The sequence below is a fragment of the Terriglobales bacterium genome, from assembly GCA_035651655.1.
GTDB lineage: Bacteria > Acidobacteriota > Terriglobia > Terriglobales > Acidobacteriaceae > DASRFG01.
Genome location: DASRFG010000023.1, coordinates 135794 through 160262 on the forward strand (window position 1 = coordinate 135794; position 24469 = coordinate 160262).

23 protein-coding genes are annotated in these 24469 nt (G+C 56.1%); 2 read left to right on the top strand and 21 right to left on the bottom strand.

Annotation, left to right across the window (positions count from 1 at the left end; genetic code table 11):
* Positions 1-9: 9 nt before the first annotated feature.
* The 3 genes from VFA76_09025 to VFA76_09035 all read right to left on the bottom strand — a co-directional run bounded on the left by VFA76_09025 (position 10) and on the right by VFA76_09035 (position 2438).
* Positions 10-1374: a cytochrome ubiquinol oxidase subunit I gene (locus tag VFA76_09025; GenBank protein ID HZR31979.1), complete on the bottom strand. Its 1365-nt coding sequence runs from the start codon at positions 1372-1374 to the stop codon at positions 10-12.
* An 84-nt stretch (positions 1375-1458) separates the two neighbouring features.
* Positions 1459-1911, bottom strand: coding sequence for an acyl-CoA thioesterase (locus VFA76_09030; GenBank protein HZR31980.1), 453 nt, complete (start codon positions 1909-1911; stop codon positions 1459-1461).
* Positions 1912-1964: 53 nt separating this feature from the next.
* Positions 1965-2438 (bottom strand): hypothetical protein, encoded by a 474-nt coding sequence (locus tag VFA76_09035; protein ID HZR31981.1) that lies wholly within the window; start codon positions 2436-2438, stop codon positions 1965-1967.
* 135 nt (positions 2439-2573) lie between these two features.
* On the opposite strand from VFA76_09035, the gene VFA76_09040 reads away from it, so the two are divergent.
* Positions 2574-2885: a tetratricopeptide repeat protein gene (locus VFA76_09040; protein HZR31982.1), complete on the top strand. Its 312-nt coding sequence runs from the start codon at positions 2574-2576 to the stop codon at positions 2883-2885.
* 9 nt (positions 2886-2894) lie between these two features.
* Here VFA76_09040 and VFA76_09045 read toward each other — a convergent pair whose 3' ends face one another.
* The 3 genes from VFA76_09045 to VFA76_09055 are packed head-to-tail and all read right to left on the bottom strand — an operon-like array spanning position 2895 to position 6301.
* Positions 2895-4136: a VWA domain-containing protein gene (locus tag VFA76_09045; protein HZR31983.1), complete on the bottom strand. Its 1242-nt coding sequence runs from the start codon at positions 4134-4136 to the stop codon at positions 2895-2897.
* Positions 4137-4159: 23 nt separating this feature from the next.
* Positions 4160-5650 carry a magnesium chelatase gene (locus tag VFA76_09050; protein ID HZR31984.1) on the bottom strand — a complete coding sequence of 497 codons (1491 nt, stop codon included), beginning with the start codon at positions 5648-5650 and terminating at the stop codon, positions 4160-4162.
* Positions 5651-5698: 48 nt separating this feature from the next.
* A complete protein-coding gene (locus VFA76_09055) occupies positions 5699-6301 on the bottom strand; it encodes an LON peptidase substrate-binding domain-containing protein (protein ID HZR31985.1) in 603 nt (200 codons plus the stop codon).
* A 102-nt stretch (positions 6302-6403) separates the two neighbouring features.
* Between VFA76_09055 and VFA76_09060 the strand changes: the two genes are divergently transcribed.
* Positions 6404-7225, top strand: coding sequence for an SDR family NAD(P)-dependent oxidoreductase (locus VFA76_09060; protein HZR31986.1), 822 nt, complete (start codon positions 6404-6406; stop codon positions 7223-7225).
* A 10-nt stretch (positions 7226-7235) separates the two neighbouring features.
* Here VFA76_09060 and VFA76_09065 read toward each other — a convergent pair whose 3' ends face one another.
* The 15 genes from VFA76_09065 to VFA76_09135 form a co-directional block, all read right to left on the bottom strand.
* A complete protein-coding gene (locus tag VFA76_09065) occupies positions 7236-7508 on the bottom strand; it encodes a CDGSH iron-sulfur domain-containing protein (protein ID HZR31987.1) in 273 nt (90 codons plus the stop codon).
* Positions 7509-7571: 63 nt separating this feature from the next.
* Positions 7572-9785: an amylo-alpha-1,6-glucosidase gene (locus VFA76_09070; GenBank protein HZR31988.1), complete on the bottom strand. Its 2214-nt coding sequence runs from the start codon at positions 9783-9785 to the stop codon at positions 7572-7574.
* A complete protein-coding gene (locus VFA76_09075; protein HZR31989.1) occupies positions 9782-10864 on the bottom strand; it encodes a glycosyltransferase family 4 protein in 1083 nt (360 codons plus the stop codon). Before VFA76_09075 ends, VFA76_09070 begins: the two co-directional genes overlap by 4 nt.
* A 168-nt stretch (positions 10865-11032) precedes the next feature.
* Positions 11033-12148 (bottom strand): glycosyltransferase, encoded by a 1116-nt coding sequence (locus tag VFA76_09080; GenBank protein ID HZR31990.1) that lies wholly within the window; start codon positions 12146-12148, stop codon positions 11033-11035.
* A gap of 17 nt (positions 12149-12165) precedes the next feature.
* Positions 12166-13266 (bottom strand): glycosyltransferase, encoded by a 1101-nt coding sequence (locus VFA76_09085; GenBank protein ID HZR31991.1) that lies wholly within the window; start codon positions 13264-13266, stop codon positions 12166-12168.
* Positions 13263-14381: a glycosyltransferase gene (locus VFA76_09090; GenBank protein HZR31992.1), complete on the bottom strand. Its 1119-nt coding sequence runs from the start codon at positions 14379-14381 to the stop codon at positions 13263-13265. The genes VFA76_09085 and VFA76_09090 overlap by 4 nt, the downstream gene beginning before the upstream one ends.
* Positions 14378-15487: a glycosyltransferase family 4 protein gene (locus tag VFA76_09095; GenBank protein ID HZR31993.1), complete on the bottom strand. Its 1110-nt coding sequence runs from the start codon at positions 15485-15487 to the stop codon at positions 14378-14380. Before VFA76_09095 ends, VFA76_09090 begins: the two co-directional genes overlap by 4 nt.
* Positions 15475-16761 carry a TIGR04295 family B12-binding domain-containing radical SAM protein gene (locus tag VFA76_09100; GenBank protein ID HZR31994.1) on the bottom strand — a complete coding sequence of 429 codons (1287 nt, stop codon included), beginning with the start codon at positions 16759-16761 and terminating at the stop codon, positions 15475-15477. Before VFA76_09100 ends, VFA76_09095 begins: the two co-directional genes overlap by 13 nt.
* Positions 16758-17864 carry a GDP-mannose 4,6-dehydratase gene (locus tag VFA76_09105; protein HZR31995.1) on the bottom strand — a complete coding sequence of 369 codons (1107 nt, stop codon included), beginning with the start codon at positions 17862-17864 and terminating at the stop codon, positions 16758-16760. Before VFA76_09105 ends, VFA76_09100 begins: the two co-directional genes overlap by 4 nt.
* Before the next feature lie 60 nt (positions 17865-17924).
* Positions 17925-19046: an NAD-dependent epimerase/dehydratase family protein gene (locus VFA76_09110; protein HZR31996.1), complete on the bottom strand. Its 1122-nt coding sequence runs from the start codon at positions 19044-19046 to the stop codon at positions 17925-17927.
* 190 nt (positions 19047-19236) lie between these two features.
* Positions 19237-20178, bottom strand: coding sequence for a beta-xylosidase (locus VFA76_09115; protein HZR31997.1), 942 nt, complete (start codon positions 20176-20178; stop codon positions 19237-19239).
* A 35-nt stretch (positions 20179-20213) separates the two neighbouring features.
* On the bottom strand, positions 20214-20993 hold the full coding sequence (locus VFA76_09120; GenBank protein ID HZR31998.1) for a TIGR04290 family methyltransferase: 780 nt from the start codon (positions 20991-20993) through the stop codon (positions 20214-20216).
* A gap of 184 nt (positions 20994-21177) precedes the next feature.
* A complete protein-coding gene (locus VFA76_09125) occupies positions 21178-21678 on the bottom strand; it encodes a hypothetical protein (GenBank protein ID HZR31999.1) in 501 nt (166 codons plus the stop codon).
* A 111-nt stretch (positions 21679-21789) separates the two neighbouring features.
* The gene (locus VFA76_09130; protein HZR32000.1) at positions 21790-23193 is read right to left on the bottom strand and encodes a sigma-54 dependent transcriptional regulator; all 1404 of its coding nucleotides are present in this window, start codon (positions 23191-23193) and stop codon (positions 21790-21792) included.
* On the bottom strand, positions 23187-24443 hold the full coding sequence (locus VFA76_09135) for an ATP-binding protein (protein ID HZR32001.1): 1257 nt from the start codon (positions 24441-24443) through the stop codon (positions 23187-23189). Before VFA76_09135 ends, VFA76_09130 begins: the two co-directional genes overlap by 7 nt.
* Positions 24444-24469: the final 26 nt, after the last annotated feature.

The following is a 24469-nucleotide window of genomic DNA, read 5'->3' on the forward strand; positions in this document are numbered from 1 at the left end:
ACTTTCTGTTTAGTCCGCCCCTATAGGTCGCGGCAGACTTGCTGCAGAGGCGGCCATATGGTCCGGGCCATGATCAATCTCGCGCCACACCAAGAAGAGGAACAAGATGCCAAGCACCGTGTACATTCCCATAAAGCCGAGTAGCGTAAACCACGCATTACCGGCGGAAACCAGCTTGGAGTAGCCGTCTCGCGTCCACATCAGCCCATATACCAGCCAAGGCTGGCGCCCGACTTCGGCGGTAATCCATCCTGCCGTGTTGGCGATGTAGGGGAACGGGAGGCTCAGCAGCAAGACCCACATCATCGCTCGCGAATCATACAAAGTGCCACGCCACAGAAAGAAGACGGAGAGCAGCATGATCGCGATGAAGATGGTACCCAGCCCGACCATGATGTGGTAGCTGTAATAGAGCAAGGGGATGTTCTGAGGCCACAATTCCTGGGGAAAACCGTTGAGACCAGGAACGTGGGCTTTCCAGCGGCGATAAGTTAGAAAACTCAACGCGTTTGGAATAACGATCGGATTGTCTATTTTTCGCGCAGCAACATCCGGCTGACCGATCAGGACCAGCGGCGCTCCGGGCTGCCCTTCGAACAACGCCTCCATGCCGGCGAGGGTGACGGGCTGATGAACGGCCACGAGTCTTCCCTGCTGATCACCGGTAGGAAAGAGTTGCAGGAGGCTGAAGATACAGCCGACAATTACACTTACACGTAAGAACATTCGGCCGTATTCGACATTCTTTCCGTTTAGCAGGTAGAACGCCCCCACAGAAGCCATGGCGAACGAGCCGGTAATTACCGCACCGCTCATATTGTGCGCGTATTGCCAGAGCGCCCACTGATTCAAGAGCAGTTGCCAGAAGCTTGCCAGTTGGAATGAGCCATCTGCCAATCGTGTGTAGCCGACGGGATGTTGCATCCAAGCGTCGGTGGCGATAATGAAGTAGCCAGACAGCCAAGAACCAAGAAAAACGGCAAAAGCCGCAAACCAGTGCCCCACGCGTCCCAGGCGCTTTTCTCCAAACAGGAAAAGTCCCAGGAATGCTGATTCCAGGAAGAAGGCAAAAACGCCTTCCATAGCCAACGTCTGGCCGATCACACCGCCCGCAAAGCGCGAGAAATGCGACCAGTTGGTGCCGAACTGAAATTCCATGGGAATTCCGGTTACCACGCCGAGCACAAAGTTAATGCCGAAGATCTTCGCCCAGAAGCGCGCAGCGGTGTCGTACGCCGGATTGTTCTTCCATAGCGAAAGCGACTTGAGCACCACAATGAGCGGCGCTAGTCCCATGGTCAGCTGTGGAAAAAGATAGTGGAAGGTAACGGTAAACGCGAAATGCAGCCGGTGGACGAGGAGAGCACTCTCCATACGGGCTCCCATAGTAATTGAAACTGGAGAAGCCGATGTGATCTGCGTCACAGCGCTAGCGGCAAAGTGCATTTGGGACCGCCACTACGCGGATGCATTGCCACCACGGCGTGAGCGCTCAGCCTGACGGATCTTACGTCGGCGTCCGGCATCTTCGAACCGGCGCTTCTCTTCTTCGGTCTCGGGTATGACTTGTGGGACCGGAAGGTGGCGGCCGTCGCGGTCAATTGCCACAAACGTGAGATATGCCGAGCTCACATGCTGACGATTCGCAGCGATGTAATTCTCCACCCAAACTTTTACGCCTACCTCCATAGAGGTGTGAAAGGCGCGGTTCACGGACGAGCGTAGGATCACCAGGTCTCCCACGCGCACGGGCACTAAGAAATCCAGGTGATCGATAGAGGCCGTCACCACGTAATTCCGGGAATGACGATGGGCGGCCAGGGCTCCCGCCAAATCCATCCAATGCATGAGGCGGCCACCGAGTAATGCATTGAGAGGGTTGGCATCGTTGGGGAGCACGATTTCAGCCATTTCAGACTGCGAATCACGCACCGGTCGCGGAACTAGGGTGAGCTCCTTGTCGCTCATGCAGGATTGTTGCCCGGAATTTCTGGAAGTGGTGATAGGGGTGTGCTTTCCAGGATGGGGCGGTGGCGCCGCTGCAAATAAACTTCCAGATAACACTCAGCCATGCGCTGGATGCGAGCATCGCGATGTTGGGAGCGCCAACTTCGGGATGCGCAGTCATATTCGACTGTGCCGTGTTCACCGGGACGATGGTCAGCCTCACAAATGTAGAAGAGCAGCACGGAACCCTCGCGGTCACGGGCCACAGAAAAGCGGATGGCATCAGCAGCGCGATCTTGGGGCAGATGCGGGCAGCATTTGGCGTATCCCAGATTACAAAAGTCTGTCAGTTCACGATCGTCGGGAACTGAGTTCTCGTGACCAGGCGCAGTACAGAGCCCCTTCCAGCCATCACCAAGCGGCAGTCGCGCGCGATGGGGCAAAGGGATGGCTTCAAATCTCTCTCCGGGCATAAAAAATGGACAGGCCACGATTCCTCCGCTGGAGTAGACCGACATTGTACAGAATCAGTGGGCAGTGAGCAGTAGGAGTTTGCCACTCTCAGAGCTGCGGGCGCAAACTGGCATTGACTCACGACATCTGAAACTAGAAACTGGGACACATTCATGGATCGTATGGCAATGCTGAAGCAGGCGGTCGAACAGAACCCAAACGACGCCTTCGCGCGTTATGGTCTGGCGATGGAATATTCCCGCAGCGGCCAGGTGGAGAATGCGCTCGCAGAGTTTGCCAAGTTGCTGGAGGCGCATCCGGACTACACGGCGGGCTACTTCATGGCAGCGCAGGCGCTGGCCCGCGCGGATCGCATTGCTGAAGCACGCAAGATGCTGCAAGACGGCATTGCGTCCGCCGAGCGTACGCGAAATGCGCACGCAAGGTCGGAGATGGAGGCGATGCTGCAGGAACTGGGAGATTGAGTCGGTTAGCTAGTGGATGGTCTTGGTTTTACGTGACATGTAATCCATCAGCAGGTATTGACCAAGGGTGTAAGGCGTAGTGAAGTAGGCTTTACCGCGGCACATCTCAGTTACTTTCTGTACGAACTGAACCAAGCCGTAGTCAGACGCCAACATAAACGTGTTGATGAGCACACCGGCGCGCTTGCATTTGGCAACTTCTTCCAAGGTTTGAGTCACCACCAGAGGATCGAGCCCAAAAGCATTTTTGTAGATACGGCCGTCTTCCAGGGTGAGAGCCGAAGGCTTGCCGTCAGTAATCATAATGATCTGCTTCATGTCTTTACGCTGGCGTTGCAGGATGCGCTGCGCCAGGCGTAAACCCTCACGCGTATTGGTGTAATAGGGGCCGACCTTAACTCGTGCTAACTGCGAGAGTGGCACCTCCTCAGCGGAATCATGAAACAAGATCAGGGAAAGTGAGTCTCCCGGGTACTGGGTGCGAATCAGGTGCGACAACGCCATGGCTACTTTCTTGGCGGGCGTGAAGCGGTCTTCACCGTAGAGGATCATGGAATGCGAACAATCGAGCATGAGCACTGTGGCACACGACGACTGGTACTCGCATTGGTGCACCTGTAGGTCGGAGTATTCGAGATTGAGCGGCAGCTTGAGTCCTTCGCGTTGAATGGCGCTGGAAAGGGTGGCGGTAATGTCCAGATTCAGAGTGTCCCCAAATTCGTAGCGCTTGGAGGCTCCGCTGGCCTCGATACCGGTGGCCAGATCGCGAGTGTCGTGCCGCCCAAAGCTTGATTTCCCCAACGAACCCAGAAGATCGCGCAAGGTGCGGAAACCGAGAAAGTCCAGGCTCTTGTCGGTAATTTCGAAACGCGCTTGCGACTGGTTCTGCCCGATCTGCCCGCCGACGCTCGACTGTTGCGAAGGATCGTGGGGCTGATCAATGCTGATGTAGTCTTCCTGCTCCATCCGCTCCATGAGCTTTTCGATCAACTCATCGAGCTTGCCTTCCATTTGCAACTGCTGCAGCCGCTCGCGCATTGAGTCTTCCAGCATGTCGCCTTCGAGCAAGGCCTGCTCAATGGCGCGGCGCAGTTCTTCCAGGGTCTGTTCCTGGTCCTGGAAGTCGTAGAACATGTACTGATCTTGAAACCCGCTCTGAAGGAGATAGTCGGACAGGGCGCCCAGCAGGTCCTCCATGCTCATCTCGGAGGCCGGATCGGGAACATACTTTTTGTAACGGATGTACTTCATCGCATTAGCCGAAAGCCGAGTTCTCAGTTATAGGGCCTTCTGCTGCGTGGCGGCAGAGGTTCTTCGCGCTCGAAGGGCTTCTCCTGCCGCCGTGGCTGCTTCTCCCCGGCAGTGAAGACGCGCTCCTCGCTACGGCCGATGCGCTTATGAGCGTAAAGGCCTTCCAACACGAACTCCGCGCCGGAGACTTGCAGCTCCTGCGGTTCTTTGTTCTTGATGCTCAGAGCGGCGAGTTTGTCGAGGAGGCCCTGAATATTTTTGAGCTCATCGAACATTTTTTCGGTGGGAGCGTTATCGGTCATGCGAATTTCGCCACCAAGATCGAACCACTGCACCACTTGCTGCATATTGACACCGCTGAAGTATTCGTCGAAGGTCTTAGCGATGGCGCTACGAATGAGCTCGCGAGCAACATTGTCAGCTCCGCGCATCTCGCCTTCGTACTCAAGTTCCAGCTTGCCGGTAATGGCCGGCATGGCGGCATAGATATCGCCGACACGTGGCACCACGACTTTTTCCTGGTTGCGAATCGCGCGGCGCTCAGCATTGGAGATGACATTCTCCATGCAGGAAATTGGCAATCGCTGACTGATGCCGGAGCGTTTATCAATTTTCTTGTCCTCGCGGGCCGCGAACGCGATACGCTCGATGACCTCGCGCACGTACTTGGGGACGTGCAGCTGATAGCCGTCGCGCTGCGTCCAGGCTTCCTGGCTGGTGATCGCGATTCCCTCTTCCACGGTGGCCGGATAGTGGGTCCGAATCTCAGAGCCAATCCGGTCTTTGAGAGGGGTGATGATCTTGCCCCGAGCGGTATAGTCTTCCGGGTTGGCAGTGAACACAAGCGCCACATCCAACGGCAGGCGGATGGGATAACCCTTAATCTGCACATCACCTTCCTGCATGATGTTGAATAATCCCACCTGGATTTTGCCGGCAAGGTCCGGCAGCTCGTTGATGGCGAAGATTCCGCGATTAGCGCGGGGCAACAAGCCGTAATGGACGGTGAGCTCGCTGCTCAGCTGATGCCCGCCCCTGGCCGCTTTGATGGGATCAATGTCGCCGATCAGATCAGCAATGGTCACGTCCGGGGTAGCCAGCTTCTCCACGTAGCGGTGTTCCGCAGTCAAGTACGCAATGGGTACCGCGTCGCCGAGTTTGGCGATTTCATCCTGGCAATGGCGGCAAATCGGAGCGTAAGGATTGTCGTGGATCTCGCAACCCTCGATGTAGGGCGTCTGCTCGTCCAGCAAGGTGGCAAGCGCGCGCAAAATCCGGCTCTTGGCCTGGCCGCGAAGTCCCAACAAAATGAAATTATGACGGGAAAGAATGGCATTAACGATCTGTGGGATGACAGTATCTTCGTAACCGACGATGCCAGGAAATAGTGGGCCGCCCTGGCGCAGCCTGGCCACCAGGTTTTCGCGCATTTCGTCCTTTACGCGGCGGGAGCGCAGCCGATTTTCAGAAAACGAGCTGCGCCGCAATTCGCCCAGAGTGCGCGGCAGATTCATAACAGGTAAAAACCCCCGGAAAAGAACAAAGTTGACCCGATTATACGCTCAACCCGCGTGGCCATTTCCGCCGGCCTTTTCGCGTGCTTTGACCGCACGGCGCAGATTTGGCAGTACCGCTTCGTAGTACTCGATCAGTCCCAAAATTCTTTCGGACTCGGAGCGCAGGCCCAGCAGGGTTTGTTTGAAATCGAGGTCCAAGGGCAGTGTTCCTGCCAAAACGAAGGAGAGTTGCGGTTCATTTGCGTCGGGAGGGGCGGACTCGCCACCCATCAGTTGAGCAATTTCGGCATAGAGCTCCAGCGCTCGCTTGGCATCGCTCGGTTTCACGGCGCTCGCCTCATCTTCAAAGTATTCGATTTCCCCCTGAAGAAACGGCCTATCGTGTTTGACCTGCTGAATACGAAAGCGGCGGCGGCCTTCAGTGACAATGTCCAGGCGGCCATCGTCATACTTCTTGGCGACGGTGAGGATCTCCGCGGTGCAGCCGATTTCCGCGAGGCTGCTCTCCTTGGCGCGCACCACGCCAAACACTTTCTTTTCCTCAAGGCACTCGCCGATCATCTCTCGATAGCGCGGCTCGAAGATGTGGAGGGGGAGGGGCGTGTCCGGAAACAGCACTACTTCCAGGGGGAACAAGGGCACCACCACGCTCAAAGCAGTTCTCCTCCGCGGTTCCCCGCCTGAAGCGGGGTTCCCAAGATTCTACGCCAGCGACTTGACTTGAAGTTTAGGCAGGAATACAAGCAGCGCATGGAGATTTCACTCTCGGGCCAGGCAGTTGTTATCACCGGTGCGTCCATGGGGATTGGTGAGGCGCTGGCCAAGATTTTTGCTGAGCACCGGGCGCGCATCGTACTGTCTTCGCGCGACATGGCACGCGCGGAGGCAGCCCGGCAGCGAATCGGATACACCGAACAGACCATCGCGCTGGCCTGCGATGTTCGGAATCGGGAAGAGATTGATCGCCTGGTCGGGCTCACCATCCATCACTTCGGGCGCATTGATGTGTGGATCAACAACGCCGGGCACGGACTGGCCGACTCTGTGGCTGAGATGGACATGGCTGCATGTCGGGATATGTTCGATACGAATTTTTTTGGAACTGTTCAGGCAATGCAGGCTGTGATTCCCATAATGAAACGCCAGGGTTCGGGCGCCATAATTAATATTTCCAGCGTGGCCGGACATATCCCATTGCCGTACTCTGCCGCCTACAGCGCTACCAAATTTGCTATGAACGCGATCGGCAAGGCGGCGCGGGCAGAATTAGCTAAAACCGGCGTTCATGTGATGACAGTCTGCCCTGGATATGTGCGCACTAACTTCTCCGTAAATCGTGTCCAGGGTGTAGACCGCAAAGAACTCCGGCCGCCTTCCCAAACTGGTATCCGTCCGGAACGGGTGGCGCGAGCAGTGTTAAACGGATACGTGAAGCGTAAACGCGAAGTGGTTGTGCCCTGGCGGGATAAGATTTTCATAAAGCTCTACCAGTTGCTTCCCGGCCTGGTGGAGGGCTCAATGGCGCGGATGGTGCGGCCTGCCGCGGAAGAGAGCAGTGCTGCCTCCAAGTGACTTCCCCAGATCAAATTTTTGTGCCGATGGGACTCTGACCGTCGTCCGCCTTCTTGACTGCCGCTTCAGCCGCCTGAAAACCAATTTTCGTGTGGTTGCCGTCGCAAAAAGGTTTCGTTACCGATCCGCCGCAACGGCACAACGAGAACGCCAGCTTGCCGTCTTTCAACTTGGTGCTGAGGTCGTACGCATTCCCATCGGCATCCACTAGTTCAATGGAACCAAGTGGCGCCTCTACGCGGTACGGGCCATTTTTACGGACAACGATTTTTACCTCTGGCATTTTCCCTCCGGGATGATAACGGAGATAGTGTAGTTGAATCGGTAGCCAGCGCAAACTCCGCAACTACTTTTTGAAGGCAACGTTCACCAACAGCTTCTCACCGGTGATCCCCACAACGTTGCAGAAAGTGCGGTCGTGACTGCGAGTAAAGTCCAAGCTGACCCTGCTCTTTCCCACACGCAGGTGACGAATGTGGAGCTGGCCGAGCCACTCCGGAAGCTCGGGGTTGATGATGTTCAATTCCCTTCGCTGAGCACTGGGCCGAATGCCCAGAACAGAACTTAAAATCAGAAACATTGCCCCCGACGCCCACGCCTGCGGCGAACAGGAAACCGGGTAATGGACAGGCTGGTCATTTTCCCCGCGCTGCACACCGCAAAAGAGTTCGGGCAGACGATAGTCCCGGAAATATAAGGCAGCCTCGAACAATGACGTCAAAGCACGGAGCGCAGGCCCGCGATATTCATTGAGTGCCATGCCATGGGCAATTAGAGAATTGTCGTGCGGCCAGACCGATCCGCGATGATAGCTGAGGGGATTAAAGACGCGCTCCGCGCGGGACAAGGTCCGCCAGCCCCACCCGGTGAACATGTCGTCACACATCAGCCGCTCTACCACCACTCGCATCCGTTCGCGGGAGAGAGCGCGAGTAAAAAGCAGGTGGCCGACGTTGGAGGAGACCACGTCAACCTGCTTTTTTTGAGAATCCAGTGCCATCGCATAATAGTTCTGCCCAGACATCCAGAAGGCTTTATCCAATCGCTTGGACATCTCAGTCGCTTCGCGTTTCAGGCGGTCGGCCCGCGAGGTGTCCCCGAAACTGCGCAGCAAAGATGCCATGCGGTACTTCGCGTCATAAACATAGCCTTGGACTTCAACCAGTGCGATGGGCGGTTTGGCAATGGACCCGTCCGCTCGCATGTTAGCGTCCCAGGAATCTTTCCATCCCTGGTTGAACAAGCCTTTGGGTGAGCGACGCTGATACTCGATAAGACCGTCGCCATCGAGATCGCCGTAACGATCAATCCAGTCGAGAGCACGATAGGCTGCCGGGAGCAACTCACGCACCAGCTCGTCGTCAGCAGTCCAGTTGTAGGTTTCGCTTAATAGGATGAGAAACAGCGGGGTGGCATCCACCGAGCCGTAATACGGACCGAAAGGCATCTCGCCGGAACGGGTCAGCTCTCCGTTGCGAAACTCGTGCAAAATTTTGCCGGGTTCCTCGTCGCGCCAGTCGTTGTACTCTGTGCCCTGATAGCGTGCCAAGACCCGCAACGTATCGGTTGCAAGTTGAGGATTTAAGGAAAGTGCCTGATAGGAAGAAATGATCGAGTCGCGTCCGAAGATGGTGGCAAACCAGGGTATGCCGGCGGCTATGGTGCGCTGGTCGCGATCGGGAACCTGCAGCGCGTGAAAATCCCCGATGGCCGTGTTGAGCATTGCATCGAACACGCCCTGGCTGCTTTCAAAGTGGGTTGAGTCGTTTCGCCACTCGGTGTATTTCTGCCGCCGCAAACGGAGCTTGGCGGCGTGATCGTAGCCGGTGGCACGACTCTCTCGGCCCTCTACAAACGGAGTTACAGTCACTTCCAAACTGAATTTCTTCAAGGGCGGGAGTTTCAGCTCCCAACGCGCGATGTGCTCGTCCAGGTCATCCGGGGCGGGACTCATCTCCACGACCGAATAACGAAGAATCCCGTCTCGCCCGCGATAATAAAACGACAACCGGTTTCCATGAATGATAGGTTGAAAGTACTGACCTTCGGCCTCGCGTGCCACACCTCGCACCTGGAAGACATCCACAAAGTCAGCGTCGTAGGTCAGTTCAACCAGCAGATCAACCGAGGAAAGATTAAAGTTCTCAAACGTAAGGCGATCAAAAAAGACTTCGTTGGCTAACAACTGCTCACGGCGAACGTGGATAGTGTTTTCCGGGAGGTCGAATGAATTGCGCAGAGTAATGTTGGCCGTGGTCAATTCGATTTGTGAGTTGTAATTGTTTTCTGTACCGGACGAGAGCATCAGCGCACGATGGCCGCCGATCCTTAACTCAAGGTGACTGAGGAAGCGCGTGTCATCATGAAAGAAGCCGACGTCGGGCGCGCCCGAGGGCGCAATATCACCGGCAACGGTAGTGGAAAGAAAAGTTTTCCCATCAATCAGGGTGAGGTTATTGACTTTCCGCGGCTCAAAACTTTGGAACGCACGCCGCCGTGCCAGGTGCGGAGATGGAATCTCGACCAGCGCATCCTCGGGAATGGAGAGCCGCGTGCTCATGCTATGGCGCGGTTTTTAACAGGTATTTCGGTGACCTCGGCGGCAGCGGGAGCTTTCGTCCCCGCAAGGATCTGATCATACAGCTTGGCGTATTGCGAGACCATGCGCTCCAGCGAAAACCGCTCGCTTACATATTGCCTGATAGTAGCCGGCGGGATGGTACCTTCGATATTCCTTGCCCGCTCTGTCATTTCCTGCACAGAATGGCAAATGTAGCCACTGATTCCATCCAGGACTACTTCTTCCACCGCACCTCCGGGCAGCGCCAGAACCGGCGTTCCGCAGGCCATCGCTTCGAGCATCACTAAGCCAAATGGTTCATCCCATTGGATCGGAAACAGCATCGCCAGGGAGTTCCCTAACAGTTCGTTCTTGGTCGCGATGTCGGCTGAGCCAATGAATTCAACCGATTTACCGTCAATATGCGGCTTTATCTCCTGCTCGAAATAGTCACGGAACAGGGGCTGGACCTCGCCCGCGATTTTCAACGGTATACCGGCCTGCTTTGCTGCCTGAATCGCCAAATGAGTTCCCTTGATGGGGGCGATGCGTCCGAGAAAGCTCAAATACGGTTGCTTCTTGCGACGCAGTTCATAGAGGGACATATCAATTCCGTGATGGATGGTCTGCATGTGCGGCATCTTTTCCATTCGCCGCTGGAAATCACTGATGGTCACGAAATTCACTTCAGGGAAGTATTGATAGAACGCACTCAACCCTTCAAGGTGAGGATGGTGAATCGTGTAGACAAAACGGGGATCTACAAAACGGGAGCATGCCAGCCCCGGTACATTGTTGATGTGAATTAGGTCGCAGCTTTGCGCGGCGTCGCGCACTGCCCAGGAGGTATGGTTTACGTCTTTCAAATTGTCGTAAATCTCACCCTTAATCGGCCACTCCCCTTTGGGGTACAACGCCCGGACCTCCACATCCAGAGTTGATTCGCCATTGGCATACACCACTACATCCATTCCTAATTCTTTGAGGCCGGCAGCTAATTCGGCGACGAACAATTCTGTTCCCCCATACACCTTTGGCGGAACACTGATGAACGGCGGCGCGATGATGGCTATTCTCACTGGACACTCCTGTGTTGTTTAATTAACTTACGCTGCGGAAGAAGGCAAGGGAGAGCTTTCGCCCCTACTAGTAGAGATGCTTAGCAGAAGAAAGGAGTTTCCATGGGCAGCCAGGAATATCCTACTAGTTCACACCTTATAATTCTGTAGCTCCTGAACAAGAGCAACTCACGCAACCAACGCGTCTTCACGAACTCTGGCCTGAGCTACTGCGGGAGTGGCCTTCACCGCAGAAATAAACTGCTCAAACTGTTGCGCTCGTTTTTCTGAGGTGTGCTCGGCAAGCACGCGTTCTTGTCCAGCTCTACCGATCGCACGCAGTTCGTCTTCCGGCGCGGAAAGGAAGCGCACCACGTCCTCACCACCTGTGGGCAGAAGAATTTCTCTTCCTGGAGCGAAGAAGGTATCAAGTCCTGGCCAATTGTCGGAGACAATCGTGGCGCCGCAGGCGGCTGCTTCGAACAGGCGGACCGATGGTGAATAGCCCGCCTGCACCATGGCGCGCCGTGTGACGTTGAGGGTGAGCCGAGATGAACTATAGAAACGCGGATGCCAGCGCGGATTCAAGTGATTAATTCTTCGCGCGTTTGATGGCCAGCGCAAGTTACGTGGATACTGTGGACCTGCAATAAGAAATCTCGAGTTTGGCGACCTGCGGGCCGGATCACAGAAAAACTGCTCGATTTTAGGCTGTCGGTCGGGGGCATATGTACCCATGTAGCTCATGTCGCACTCGTATCGCTTATGCACCGGCCATGAGTGATACTGTTGCGGATCCACGGAACAGTACAGCGGAACGGCTCGTGAAGCGCCGAACCTGTGCTGCAGTTCCCGCAACATAGGGCCGCCTGTAAAACTGAAGTAAAGATCAAGACCGGGTATCTGCTCTTTCAGCAAGTAATCGGTATGGCCGGAGGCGCGCAGCTGGTCGAGAGTTACGGGCGTGTCAATGTCATAGAAAGTCTTGACCGGCGCTGCTGAATCCAGCATCTCGTCAACGGCATTGATGCCCTCGGGAAAATACGACCCCACCATGGCAACGTCACAATCGCGCAGCTGCCCGCGGACTTCGGGGACGATACTGCCCCAATCGTCGAAAATTCGGACCGAGCAGAACTCTGGCTCCGGCAGGTCGCGGTTGGAGGCGTACCACTCCAGGTCTTTCTCGAAAAATACGACGCGGTGGCCGCGAGCGTGCAATGCCTTCGCCAGAGCGCGAAAGGTTGTGGCGTGACCATTCCCCCATGCCGAGGTTATTGATAAGCCGAAGATTACGATTTTCATCTTCTTGCCTTCCCTGCTCAGGCCACCAGAGCTTGTGATTTATCTTCAGTTGTGGCGTAGTTCCTGGCCAAGAGCGAGTCCACCTCTCGCGCACGCAGCGAGTAGGTGTGATCGCGCAAGGCATGGGCGCGCATAGCTTTGCCTATGGCTTTCGCCTTTTTCTCATCCACACTGCGCAGCCAGTTGACGATCTCTGAGGCAGAGGCAGCGGGCAATATCTCGCACCCTGGCTCGAAAAACTGTTCGATTCCCGACCACGCGTCAGTGATAAGACATGCGCCGGCCCCGGCGGCCTCGAATACGCGGGTTGGGGGAGAGAATCCGACGTTGGCCATGGAATCTCGGTTGATGTTAAGCACCATTCGGGCAGAGCAATTCACCCGGTTGTGATCGCCCGTGCCCACGTGGCCAATCCAGCGCACGTTCGAAGGCATGCGCTTTCCAGCCCAGCCTTCTCCGCCGAGCACGAATTGCATCTCCGGAGCCAGCTCGGCGGCCCGCAAAAAGAACTCTTCCATCCGCCGCTCGCGATCGGGCAGGCGATTGCCTACAAAAACCAGATCACAGCCCAAATCCGGATCGGGCGGCACAGGATGGTGGGTTTCAGGGTCGAGCGCGTTGTAGATGGGGTGACAGTTTCGCGCCCCGAATCTCAAATAGTGCTGCACGACCGGCTGTCCGCCGCCATAAGTAAAAATAAAGTCATACTGCGGTATGAGCTCTCGAAAGGGATCTTCGTGGTGAGTCTCGATTCGCGCCAATGTGGCGGGTGCATCCACGTCCCAAAAGACAACCCGGGTAGCGGCGGAGCGCAATCGAAGCACCTCGCGTTCCAGAAATTCGTCATCCGCACCGACCCCGCTGTGCTTGATTACCAGGTCGGAACCTGCGGCCTGAGCCAACATTCGGTCGAGGTCACCTGGCGTCTTGTAAATGATGACCTCGGCATAATTGATCTCGCCAGCATCGCGGTTCTTCTGGCGATCGTAGATATCCGGTTCAGCGAAAGTGATTTCGTGCCCGAGGGCGTTCAGGTTCTTGTAAATGCCGCGATAGTACGTTGCGGCTCCGTTCCAGTAGCACGAAGTCAGGCTGGACCCGAAAACAAAGATCTTCATCGTCCGAGTTCCTCGCAAATATCCATCAGCTGGCTGGCGCGGTGTGCACAGGTGTGGCGCTGGCGAATTGTTTCCAAGCCATTCGCGGCTAGTTGCTGCCGCGCAGCATCGTCACGAAGCAGGCGGCCAAGCTCAGCCTGCATTGCTTTCCCGTCGGTAGCGTAAATGTAGTCCTCACCCGGCCGGAAAAGGCGCTCGGTATCGGTCCATGGAGAGCACAGCAACGGGATACCGCACGCCATGGCTTCGAACACACGAATGGTCGGGATACCACTCAGGCCGTTCGCATATTGGCGCCGGGGAACGTGCAACGTGATGCGACTCCGCCCGTAAACCTGCGGAGCGCACAGATTGGGGCAGTATCCACGAAATTCAATTCCGGCGGCTGCCAGCTTTGCACGCGCCTCCTGCGGATAACGGACGCCGTGGACCACAAACTTACGGTCAGGCAGTGCCGCCGCCGGCCCGATCAGGAATTCCTGCAGTTCGCGGGTACGCTCTTCGTCACCCCAGTTCCCAATCCAGATTACATCCGCGTCTTTTTGGCCGACGATGGGTTGGAAATTGCTGATATCCGCGGCCTCGTGAAAGGTCCAGGTCCGCGCGACCCCGAATGCTTCGGAGTAGATGCGGCGTATGGCCTCGCCAAATGCCAGCACTCCATCGAAGAGGTGTATGCGAAAGCGAAGCATCTCTGCGGGGTTGCTGTAGGCGCGGTGGTGCGTGTCGTGCAGCAGGACGCGAAATCCAAGACGTTCCTTCATTGACAAAATCGTGTTAACCACTTCAGGTGGATTCCATTCATGTACCACGACAACATCCGAGCCTCGTAGCTCTTGGGTGGCAAATTCGCGGAAAGTTTCATTGTTCCGATAGAAGCGGATGTCGAGCTCGGGGAAAGTCTTCCAAAACTGTTGCAGCGCCGCGCCCGACTGCTCGCCTTCCTGCTGCATGAGATTTCCAACCGACCAGGAGCCGCTCTGTTCGTAGCAGCGCACGTTGTGCCCGGACCGCATCAACTGCCGCACCAGACCACGCAGAAAATGAGCGTTCCCATGGTTCCAGTCGGAAATCCAGGAGTGCGCAAAAAAACGCAATTCGAGGCGGGTACTCACGCTGCGGCGACCTGCGCGCCTACGAGGTTTTCATACAGACCGAGATACTGATCCACCATGCGAGTTGCGGTATAGCGCTCGCGCGCTCTCTGATACGCCTTGCGTCCATACGATTTGCACAACTCAGGGTCGGAGGCGAGTTGGCGAATAGCCTGCGAAAGAGCATCGGCATCATTACTCTGGAAGAACAGAGCGGCGTCATCCCAAAGCTCTCTAAATGTGGGGATGTCATTCGCGATAAGAGCACAGCCCGAAAGCGCAGCTTCCAGCGGTGCGAGTCCGAAAGGCTCGTAACGTGAGGTCGCAGCATAAATGGACGAACGGGCGTACAGCAATCGCAACTCTCTTTCGGATTGCTGCCCTTTGATCTCCAGACCCGGCCTGGCCCTTAGCCCGACATTGCCTCTGAATACTTCATCCGGATGCTCTTCCGAGCCGACAATACAGACTTGCGCCGGGTGCACGCGTTGGGTGAGTAATGCGGTATTTTTAGCGCTGTCCCACAGGCGACCGACCGACAGAAGGGAGGATGGTTTTTTGTCCATGTAGGACGCGAATAACTTTGGATCGCGGCCGTTGTAAATCACCATCGACCGCCGTGGCAGCGGGAAATTCTTGGCCAGTGAATCCAACATCCAGCGTGATGGCGCTACAACCGCGGTGGCATCCTGCAACCCGCGGCTCACGGTAGCTCGATACCAGCGAACCCAGGCCGAATCCGGGGGAGGCGCTCCATCAACCGCGATCCACCAACTGAGAACATCACTGTGCGCGACGACCACTCGCGGGACTTCCACTTTCAAACTTCCATAGTAGTACTGGCCCAGGTGGAGCAGGTCAGGCTTGACCTCTTTGATTATGTCGGTCAGGTAGTCCGCAGAATCCTCGAGGTCGCGTTCCGCGTCGTGCATCCATTCCAAGCGGAAGCCGGTGGGGCGATAGTCGAGCGCCGGAAAAGCGCTCATCCAGGCGGATTGCTCCTCACTGGGTATTTGACCGAAGCTGACCAGAGTTACCTGGATGCCACGACCCAACAGGCCCCTGACCAATTCGCGAGTGTAAGTCCAGACGCCGCCCAAAGTGTCGGCGGTGACTAAGACGCGCATTCCAGTTCCTCGAGCGGAGCCGGCTTCTGCTCCTGTATATCGCTGTAACCTTTATCGCGGAATGCCGTGGTGTAGTACTGGTGGGCGCGCTCCCATGCCTTGTCATCCGGCAGGCCAAACATCTGCTGGTACAAGGGGGTGCCTGGGAAGGGATACATCGGCACCGGCTCGCTCACCCAAACATCATGGGCCTTGAGGTGCTCCTGAAATTTACGAAGATCTGCGCGCTCATCGTGCTCGGTGAGGATCAGGTTGGCTTGCACCCAGGGAATTCGCTTGCGCGCATAAATCAGCAGCTCGGAAAGACGTTCGGTCGAAAGCCGGCAATTCTTGTTCAACTGGTCGCGACCAGCATCGGTGATGGACTCGATGCCGCATTCCATTGAGATGCAGTGCGCCCTCCCCAACAAGTCGAGGGTTTCTTCGTTCCAAAGATCAATGCGCGTCTGCAAGCCTATGCTGACGTTTCGTTCGGCAATTCCCTCCAGCAGCTTACAAACGTTCTTGCCAACTCCGAAAATCTCATCAATAAAATAGATGTAGTCCACACCGCGCGTAATAACGCGATCTACCTCCGCCAGCACGGCTTCAACATCGCGCTCGCGAAACTTATTGCGGAACAGAGTCTTATTGCAGAAAGTGCAAGCCCAGGGACAGCCGCGCGCGAATTCGAGCTCAGCCCCGTGGCCTGAGCCGTGAAACACATGATGGCGATGCCGGTGGGACTCCACCTTGTAGTTATGGAACTCAAGTGCGCCCAGGCCTTTCATGTCCGCCACGCCCAAGGTTGCGCTTACGTGTTCTCCGGCGTGGTCGCGCCAGCAGCAGCCCTCGATCTGGGACCACGGTTTGGAAGCCAATTCGGCGATGGTGTAATCGGGCTCTCCCCGCAGAGCAACATCACACTGCAATTTGCGCAGAGCGGCGCTGGGAGTGGCGGAGGTGTGAGGACCAATGGCCACCTTCACCGATCTTTCGCCGAGAGCCGCGAACCAGGCCTTGGGAACACGCACTTCGGGCGGTGGGCAGCGCCAGAACAGATAGGAAGGAGCAGTGGGTATGACTAAAAAGTCTGGGTCAAAACTGTCTACTCTCCGTTTAGCTTCTTCCACACTGAAGTTCTCCAGCTGCGCATCAATCAGCAAGGCCTCGTGGCCGGCCTCGCGCACTTTGTCATAGCTGAAAAGCAACTCAAGAGGATAGTGGGGCTCCTGGCATCCGAAATAGATCGAACCGGTGAAGCTCCAGTTGGGATTCACAAGCGCGAATTTCACGCCGCCACCTCGGGGACGTGCTCCAGCGAGGTTCCCGGCAGACGCTCGGCCACCGCCGCAGGGGTGAAGAGCTCACGATTTCGCCTCCACCACTCGTACATCGCTTCCAGTGTTTCAGGAAGACTGATCTGCGGTTTCCACCCCGTATCGCGACGCAACTTGCTGAAGTCGGTTACATACACCAGTTGATCGCCTGGCCGCATGGGAGAAAGCTGATACTGGAGAGTACGTCCCGTCAGTCGCCTGATTTCGGTGATCAACTCCAAGAGGGACGCGGTGTTTCCCTGTCCACCGCCGACGTTGTACACCTGACCTGCTGTGTTCGCCCGGTGCTCACGTGCTGCTTCAAACGCACGCAGCAAATCGTCAACGCAAAGAATGTCGCGTACCTGCCGACCGTCGCCGTAGATGTAGACCGGGCTGCCGCTCAGCGCGGAATAGAGGAAATGTGCCACCCAGCCCTGGTCTTCATTGCCAAACTGGTGCGGACCGGCGATGCAAGACATGCGGAATACAACAGTGGGAATTTTAAAAATCCGCGCATAGTCGTGCACGTACTGGTCAGCCGCTCCTTTCGAGCAGCCGTAAGGGGAGTGGAAATCGAGGGGCTGTGATTCGGGTACGCCCCAAACGTCCGCATACCCATAACGGGTGGCGCTGGCGATCAAGCGGTAAGAGTTGAGTTCGCCATAAACTTTGTTGGTGGAAGTGAACAACAGGAAGGGACGGCGATCACTCTTGCGAATCGCCTCCAAGATATTGAAAGTACCTCCCATATTCACTTCGAAATCGGTACGAGGGTCGCTCACTGAGGTGGTGACCGCCACCTGTGCCGCAAAATGGTAGATCTCTGTGGCGGAGCGAACCGCACGCTCTACCATGGCAGAGTTGCGCACATCGCCAATTGTGATCTGCAGCCGGCCCGACCGCCCGGCAATGCTCTGCAGCTCTGCAAGGTTATGCCGCACCCCCTGCCGAGAAAGATTGTCATAGATGTGGACTTTTGCGTCAGTATTTGCGAGCAGACACCGCGCCCAATTAGAACCTATGAAGCCAGCCCCACCGAATATCAGCACCGACCGGAATGATTCTGTTTTTTTCATTTCGTTACTCGATAAATGCATTCGCCAATAAAGCGTGCTTGAGATTTTCTATTGAAGAATTCAGGCCGCCAGACCATATTGCGTAAGTTTTTCAACCGCCTCTGCCGCTCGATCCTCCGCGGTTTGCGAGCCCAACCAGCGCACCAATTCTTGAATACCATCCGCAAAACGCACCTGCGGCTCATATCCGAGCAGCTTTCGAGCCGCAGAAATGTCCGCAAAGCAGTGACGAATATCTCCGCCACGGTACTTTCCAGTAATCTCCGGACTCAAGTCGCTGCCCAACGCCCGAGCCAATTCGCAAGCTACGTCGCGGACTGTGATTGCCTCGCCCGAACCCACGTTCAGGGCTCTTCCGTTCGCATTTGCAAGTTCCATCGCCAGCAAGTTGGCCTGTACTACGTCGTAGACGCTTACGAAATCCCGCATTTGCAACCCATCTTCAAACACCAGCGGAGGATTTCCGTTCATCAGCCGCGAGGCGAAGATTGCAGCGACCCCGGTATATGGATTGGAGAGGGCCTGGCGGGAACCATAGATGTTGAAGTAGCGGAGGGCCACGACGGGCAGCTCATAGGTCCGCCCGAAAAGCAGTGCCATCTCCTCCTGATCTTTCTTCGAAAGCGCGTAGATGGAGGTAGCCTGCAGGGGCTTTGATTCGTCGGTGCCCACGGGCTTCAAAACGGAGCCACAGCGGGGGCAAAGGGCCTCCCAGGATTTTTGTTTGAGCTGAGCTGTTGGTCTAGGTGGAGGGGCCACCTCCCCGCAAGTGGAGCAAAGGTATTTACCTTCACCATAAATTGACATTGAAGATGCGACGATCAGTTTCTCTATTCGGCAGCGGGTATCAAGCAGCGCCTGAAGCAGATTGGCGGTGCCTTGCGTATTTGCGCCCATGTAATGGGCGATCTCGTACATGGACTGACCCACTCCGACGGCGGCGGCCAGGTGAAATATCACATCTACATTGCGGACTGCCTCGCGAACCTGGTCGGGGTCACGCATGTCGCCGTTAACAAATTCGATTTCAGAAGCCAAATATCCGGGACGCCCATCGGCATGAACCTGTGGCGTCAAATTGTCATAAACGCGGACCGTGTGCCCACGTTTTAACAAGGCATCAATGAGGTGCGATCCTAAAAATCCGGCTCCACCGGTGACCAACACTCTCTTGTTATTCATGTCCGCTTCAGATAAATGCGGAGAAAGATCTGGAGGCCCCTTTTGCCACCATGCTCCGCCGCATCAAGAGGTTGGATGGATAAGTACTTACCTGAGATGCCATCCGGAGGGCGACAGAGTCAGCCCTTCAAAGACGCTCAATGACGGCTCCTGGCCAGCGCTGACAACACTGTCTGGAACGTTTTGCGAGCTAGCGGGCAGCACTGAAATCTTTTGCAATAGGAAAGCCTAGCTCGCGGTGGTTATTTGCAGTTGTGGGAGCATAGCGGTCCACCGCCCACGCTGCAAAATCAGCAAAGTCTTGCGATTGCTTCGGCGGACTCGTGTAGTGAGGAACCATGCCCAAGTGTTCTGGTGTGAAACAAAGAGTGAGAGTAGTCTCGAACTCATCCAATGCGTGCATCTGACGGTCGAACCAGATTTGCGCGTCAGGACGAAAAGAATCTGCCCAGCTGATCCCGGTTCTCAGATAACGAACCCCGAGCCGACGGAGCCATTGCACGCCCGTTTCCAAACGGTGATCCTGATAATGAAACCACTGGCAGATGCCCAGTCCTTGTGGAAAGTCGGACGCCGATATCTTGGGAGTACCGTCTTCCCGCAACAGTCCCATGTAATAGTGCCGATAATAGGAACTGCCTTCCGATTCTTTGTGGCGAGTGGTAGCGGTCCAGGTTGCGGGCAAATCAAAGAGGCTGTACCAATGAATCCGTTCGACCAAAGGAAGCAGGAGTTCGGCAGTTTTGTGCAGTCCAAATAGCTGCACTTCCTCAGCTCCGAAGGACGATGCGCCGGCTTCGGAAACCCACACCGGCTTGTCGGTCACCTGTCGAATTTCGTCAATCTTCTCCGGCCAGCTATGAATGTCCCAGTGGTTCCAGTCGAGTGGAAAACCGTGGACCGCGACAATATCAACTTCCTTGAGCACGCCGTGCGAGGCCATCAGTTGCATGAAATTGGGATCTATAGGAGAAATGCCACCCAACACGACCTTCAGGCTGGGATTAACGCCGCGAATCGCGCGGGCTGCAGTGATTGCCATTTCCGCAAACAATTTCCAGTCGGGATCTACTTTGAAGTCCCAATGGGAAAGATTGTTGGGTTCATTCCACAGCATCACGGCTTCAACCATTTCAAGCTCCGTCTTTCATTGTTGGCTGCGGGCGTCTACAGTGTGCCCGCTAGTTCAAGATCGAGAATGTATTGTCCATCTCGGACAGCGTTTCGCGGTGTGCAAAGCCATGTCTCTGCCTCAGGATGAGCCATGATTTGCAAGCCAGAACTGCGCAGCATTGCTTCAGCGGCCGGACGATTCGGCAGCCACCAGTTGGTAGGATCGTCGGCGTAGCTGTGCTCGATAAAATACATGCAGGGAAAATCCGGGCTCTCGAATATCTGCTTATTCCAGAAGTGGTAGTTCTTGTCCCACTGCTTTGCTGCTTCCGATCCTCTGATCATGGTCTGGAAGAGCAAGCTTCCGCGGACCTTCTTAATGACTTTATCCAGCGCGAAGAGTGGGTACCGCAGGTGATAAAACACACCCATGAACAACACGTAATCGAACTGACCGGAAATCTGGTCAACCTCATAGACCGAACGCTTCTCAAATTGAATGTCCAAACCCAGGGTTTGTGCGGCAAAACGAGCCTGGTTAAGGTAGCGATCGTCCACGTCAATTCCCAGCACCCGGTCGGCTCCTCGACGCTTCATCTCGATGGAGTAGAAGCCGCCATTACAGCCGATATCCAGTACCTCCGCGCCCCTGAGGTCATCAGGAATTGCGGACGCAATGTGTTTCCACTTGACCTGGGGGAAGTCTCCTAAAAAATGGTTGGGAGCGGTCGGAATGCCGTAAAGATCAAGGTTGTGGAACCATTCACCCAATTCATCAATCCGGTGGGCCAGCGCCTCTCGATTCAGGGAAGTAATCGCCGGTGCGGCTGGCATTCCAGGTTTGTGATTTGTGGTCCCGGGCAGATTTGAGGTTGACATTGTGCGTGGCACTTGAGCCTAACAAGGCGGGAACACAGCGCAAAGCAGGTGTTCCGTCTCTGGGCGAGATTAGATGCCGGACCCATAGCTGAGATGCCCTCCGGGGCCCTGGACACCAAGTCCGAATGATGGCAGGGCCTTAGCTGGGAACCTCAGCTGTGATGCCCAATCGTGAGCAGAGATCAGTGGTTCGCTCCTGAATGGATCGGATTTTCGACTGCGCTACTGGAGGCAGGCCCGGCACGCCCAATACCAGATCGCAGGAGAGCAGAATGGCGGTAACTGAGTCACGTAGTTCATTGCGCAAATTGCGCTCTGCCTGGTCATGCGCCTGTTGGGTCTCGCGCCGGTGGCGTTCCAAAGCGTGCCGCAAATCCCGCGCGACCCGTTCGGCACTGCTGATGCCCAGATTTACAAAGAGAGTGACGCCGGCGCCGGTATGCCGCAGCAAGACTTCGGCCCCATCGGGGTCGGCTTCGGCGAGAGATTCATCTATGATAACTGCGGAATACTCAGCCGAGCGCAACATTCTGCTGGCCTGTCGAAAACTCTCCGCCGATTCGGTGCTTTCCTGGGTTCCTGTCTGCAATGCGGCGGCGCATTCTTTAGCGCATGCTGAAGGCGTGATTAGAAGAATCATGCCCCCGCGAGTTGCACGTCCGGGGCCGAAGTGTCGCGCTTGAAAACAACCGGGTTAGCATCTGTGGTTACGAGCGCTTTCCCCGACTGGTACGGGCCTTTGGGAAAGCGGTCAGTTTTGGGAAGTGTACTCTTTGAGTTTTCGGTACAGGGTAGTCTTACCGATGCCCAGGAGCTTGGCCGCCAGCAGCTTGTCGCCATTAAGCTGCTCGATGGCACTCAAGATGGTTTGCCTCTCCAACTCAGCAATGGGCAGAATCTTGCCATCGCCGGAGTCCCCCAGCTGTACGGGAGATTGGGCATTCTGCAGTGCGGTTGGCATATCTGCTATGTGAAGCACAGGGCCTGAACTCATGGCGACTGCGCGCTCCAGGCAGTTCTCCAGCTCTCGAACATTGCCCGGCCAATCATACGAGAGCATGACCTTGAGGGCGTCATCGGAAAGAGTGCGCTGCACTCCCGTGCTGCGTGCCAGGCGATCCAAAAAATGGCTTGCCATTAAAGGAATGTCTTGCCGCCGCTCGCGCAGGGGAGGAATGCGCAGCGTGAGCACGTTCAGGCGAAAGTAGAGGTCACGCCGAAAGGTTCCCTGGGCGACGCCCTGCTCCAGGTCGCGGTTAGTAGCTGCAAGAATGCGAACATTGATAGGCATGCTTTTGGTGCTGCCCACCGCTCGAATTTCCTTTTCCTGGATCGCGCGCAGCAGTTTGGCCTGCAAGTCCACTGAAAGTTCGGCGATCTCGTCTAGAAACACTGTCCCGCTGTCGGCGATTGCCAGCAGCCCATCCTTGGAGCGGGCAGCGCCGGTAAATGCGCCGCGTACATATCCGAAGAGTTCGCTCTCGATCAGGGTGGGAACTAAAGAGCCACAGTCCACTGCAATGAAGGGACGGTCACGATAGGGTCCAGAAAAATGGATAGAGCGTGCCACCAGCTCTTTCCCCGTGCCACTTTCTCCCAAGATGAGCACGGGATGGGTGCTGTGTGCCGCCTTGGAGATGATGCGAAACAACTTTTCCATCTCTGGCGAGCGGCCCACGATGTTGCCGAACCCCTGTTTGGACTTTGCTTTTTCCCGCAACATTCGGTTTTCCGTCTTAAGTTTTAGACTCCCGGTGATGCGCTCCAACAGCAGCTGGAGTTCCTCCACACTGAAGGGCTTGGTTAGATAATCGTAAGCTCCATTCTTCATTGCTTGCACCGCCGATTGCACGGTGGCGTAGCCGGTGATCATCACCGCAATAGCGTCGGGACGGTGTTCACGGGTGTACCGTAGCGCCTCAAGACCTCCGGCCCCGGGGAGCTTAAGGTCGAGGAACACCACATCAACGGGTTGCGAATCCATCAGCCGATAAGCGTGTTCCGCGGAATCCGCGATCATCGTGTTGAATCCGAGTGACTGACCTACCTCTCGGCAAGCTTCACGAATGGAACGCTCGTCATCAACAATGAGCAGATTCAGAAAATTGGCCCCTTCCATCTGGGCGGTTGATCCCGCGGCTTCGGCTGTCAGCATGTTTTCCTCCGATTATGATTTTTGCTTGCAGTGGCGGCCGTCTGAGCATCTGGAAGTACAACAGCAGCCCCACCAATTCCCGGTTCCTCGGCGTCTAACAGTTCCCTTACCTTCCACGCCAATGGAATGGCGCTAAGCGGCTTTGGCAGTAGCGCCACTCCAATAGGGCCAACATTGATCTGCTTCCCATAACCGGAGATGCAGAGCACTCGCATTTGCGGACGAGATTGTCGAATTCTTGTAACCAGCTCCAGACCGCTCATGCCCGGCATCACCACATCCACAAGTAAAAGATGAATGGGAGCGGGGCGCCTACGAGAGACACGCAGTGCATCTTTGCCACTGCTGGCGGTGAGTACGTCGTAACCGCACTGGCGCAGCACACCGCTCACCGAGTCGCGTACGGCGCTATCGTCTTCCACCAGGAGCAACGTCTCTGAGCCACGCGGCGCCGCTTCCCTGCGGGCTCGAGGAAGCTCAATCGCCAGTTTTGCTTGCACACGCGGTAGTAGAACGCGCACTCGCGTGCCTTTCCCGATATGACTATCCACCCAGATAGCACCTCCCAGGTGGGTCACAATTTCATTGGCAGTTGCCAAGCCGAGACCGTGGCCCCGGCCATTCGCTTTCGTAGTGAAGAACGGCTCGAATAAGTGAGAACGGGTTTTGGCATCCATGCCGCTGCCGCTGTCGGTGATTTCAATGGTCACATAGTGCCCGGGCCGCAATGGCGGACGGCGCCTGGCCTGTTTGGCATCAACATGCAATTCAATCGTGCGAATTACCAGGCTGCCGCCCTGCGGCATAGCATCCCGCGCATTGAGAGCCAGATTGACTGCCAATTGTTCGATCTGGAAGGGATCTGCTTTCACATTTCCCAGCTTCGGAGAGCAGCGCACGCTGAGATTGATGTGCTCACCGATCAGCCGGGTGAGCATGCTTTGGATTCCGGTGAGCACCGGATTAAGAGCAAGAACTTTGGGCTCGGCAACTTGCTTCCGCTCAAACGCGAGCAGTTGCTGGATCAGGGCCGCTCCGCGATCGCTGGCCAACCGAATCTCCTCGGCGTGCCGCCACAGTGCGTGATCGGGCCCTAGCCCTGCCAGCAGCAGGTCGCAATACAGGCGCACGGCGGTCAAGAGATTATTAAAATCGTGGGCGACGCCGCCGGCTAACCTTCCAAGCGCTTCCAGCTTGTGCGCTTCACGACGTGCGTCCGTAGCTGGTGCGTATCCGGGAGTTACGCTCATCACAATCTTCCAATCCTGTTGAGAGA

Bases quoted from the DNA above. Each gene is read 5' to 3' on its own strand.
- VFA76_09135 (HZR32001.1), bottom strand. From the start codon at position 24,443: ATGAGCGTAACTCCCGGATACGCACCAGCTACGGACGCACGTCGTGAA.
- VFA76_09120 (HZR31998.1), bottom strand. From the start codon at position 20,993: ATGCCAGCCGCACCGGCGATTACTTCCCTGAATCGAGAGGCGCTGGCC.
- VFA76_09105 (HZR31995.1), bottom strand. From the start codon at position 17,864: ATGAAAAAAACAGAATCATTCCGGTCGGTGCTGATATTCGGTGGGGCT.
- VFA76_09065 (HZR31987.1), bottom strand. From the start codon at position 7,508: ATGCCAGAGGTAAAAATCGTTGTCCGTAAAAATGGCCCGTACCGCGTA.
- VFA76_09110 (HZR31996.1), bottom strand. From the start codon at position 19,046: ATGAATAACAAGAGAGTGTTGGTCACCGGTGGAGCCGGATTTTTAGGA.
- VFA76_09060 (HZR31986.1), top strand. From the start codon at position 6,404: ATGGAGATTTCACTCTCGGGCCAGGCAGTTGTTATCACCGGTGCGTCC.
- VFA76_09070 (HZR31988.1), bottom strand. From the start codon at position 9,785: ATGAGCACGCGGCTCTCCATTCCCGAGGATGCGCTGGTCGAGATTCCA.
- VFA76_09030 (HZR31980.1), bottom strand. From the start codon at position 1,911: ATGGCTGAAATCGTGCTCCCCAACGATGCCAACCCTCTCAATGCATTA.
- VFA76_09080 (HZR31990.1), bottom strand. From the start codon at position 12,148: ATGAAAATCGTAATCTTCGGCTTATCAATAACCTCGGCATGGGGGAAT.
- VFA76_09085 (HZR31991.1), bottom strand. From the start codon at position 13,266: ATGAAGATCTTTGTTTTCGGGTCCAGCCTGACTTCGTGCTACTGGAAC.
- VFA76_09040 (HZR31982.1), top strand. From the start codon at position 2,574: ATGGATCGTATGGCAATGCTGAAGCAGGCGGTCGAACAGAACCCAAAC.
- VFA76_09125 (HZR31999.1), bottom strand. From the start codon at position 21,678: ATGATTCTTCTAATCACGCCTTCAGCATGCGCTAAAGAATGCGCCGCC.
- VFA76_09130 (HZR32000.1), bottom strand. From the start codon at position 23,193: ATGCTGACAGCCGAAGCCGCGGGATCAACCGCCCAGATGGAAGGGGCC.
- VFA76_09025 (HZR31979.1), bottom strand. From the start codon at position 1,374: ATGGAGAGTGCTCTCCTCGTCCACCGGCTGCATTTCGCGTTTACCGTT.
- VFA76_09050 (HZR31984.1), bottom strand. From the start codon at position 5,650: ATGAATCTGCCGCGCACTCTGGGCGAATTGCGGCGCAGCTCGTTTTCT.
- VFA76_09095 (HZR31993.1), bottom strand. From the start codon at position 15,487: ATGCGCGTCTTAGTCACCGCCGACACTTTGGGCGGCGTCTGGACTTAC.
- VFA76_09115 (HZR31997.1), bottom strand. From the start codon at position 20,178: ATGGTTGAAGCCGTGATGCTGTGGAATGAACCCAACAATCTTTCCCAT.
- VFA76_09045 (HZR31983.1), bottom strand. From the start codon at position 4,136: ATGAAGTACATCCGTTACAAAAAGTATGTTCCCGATCCGGCCTCCGAG.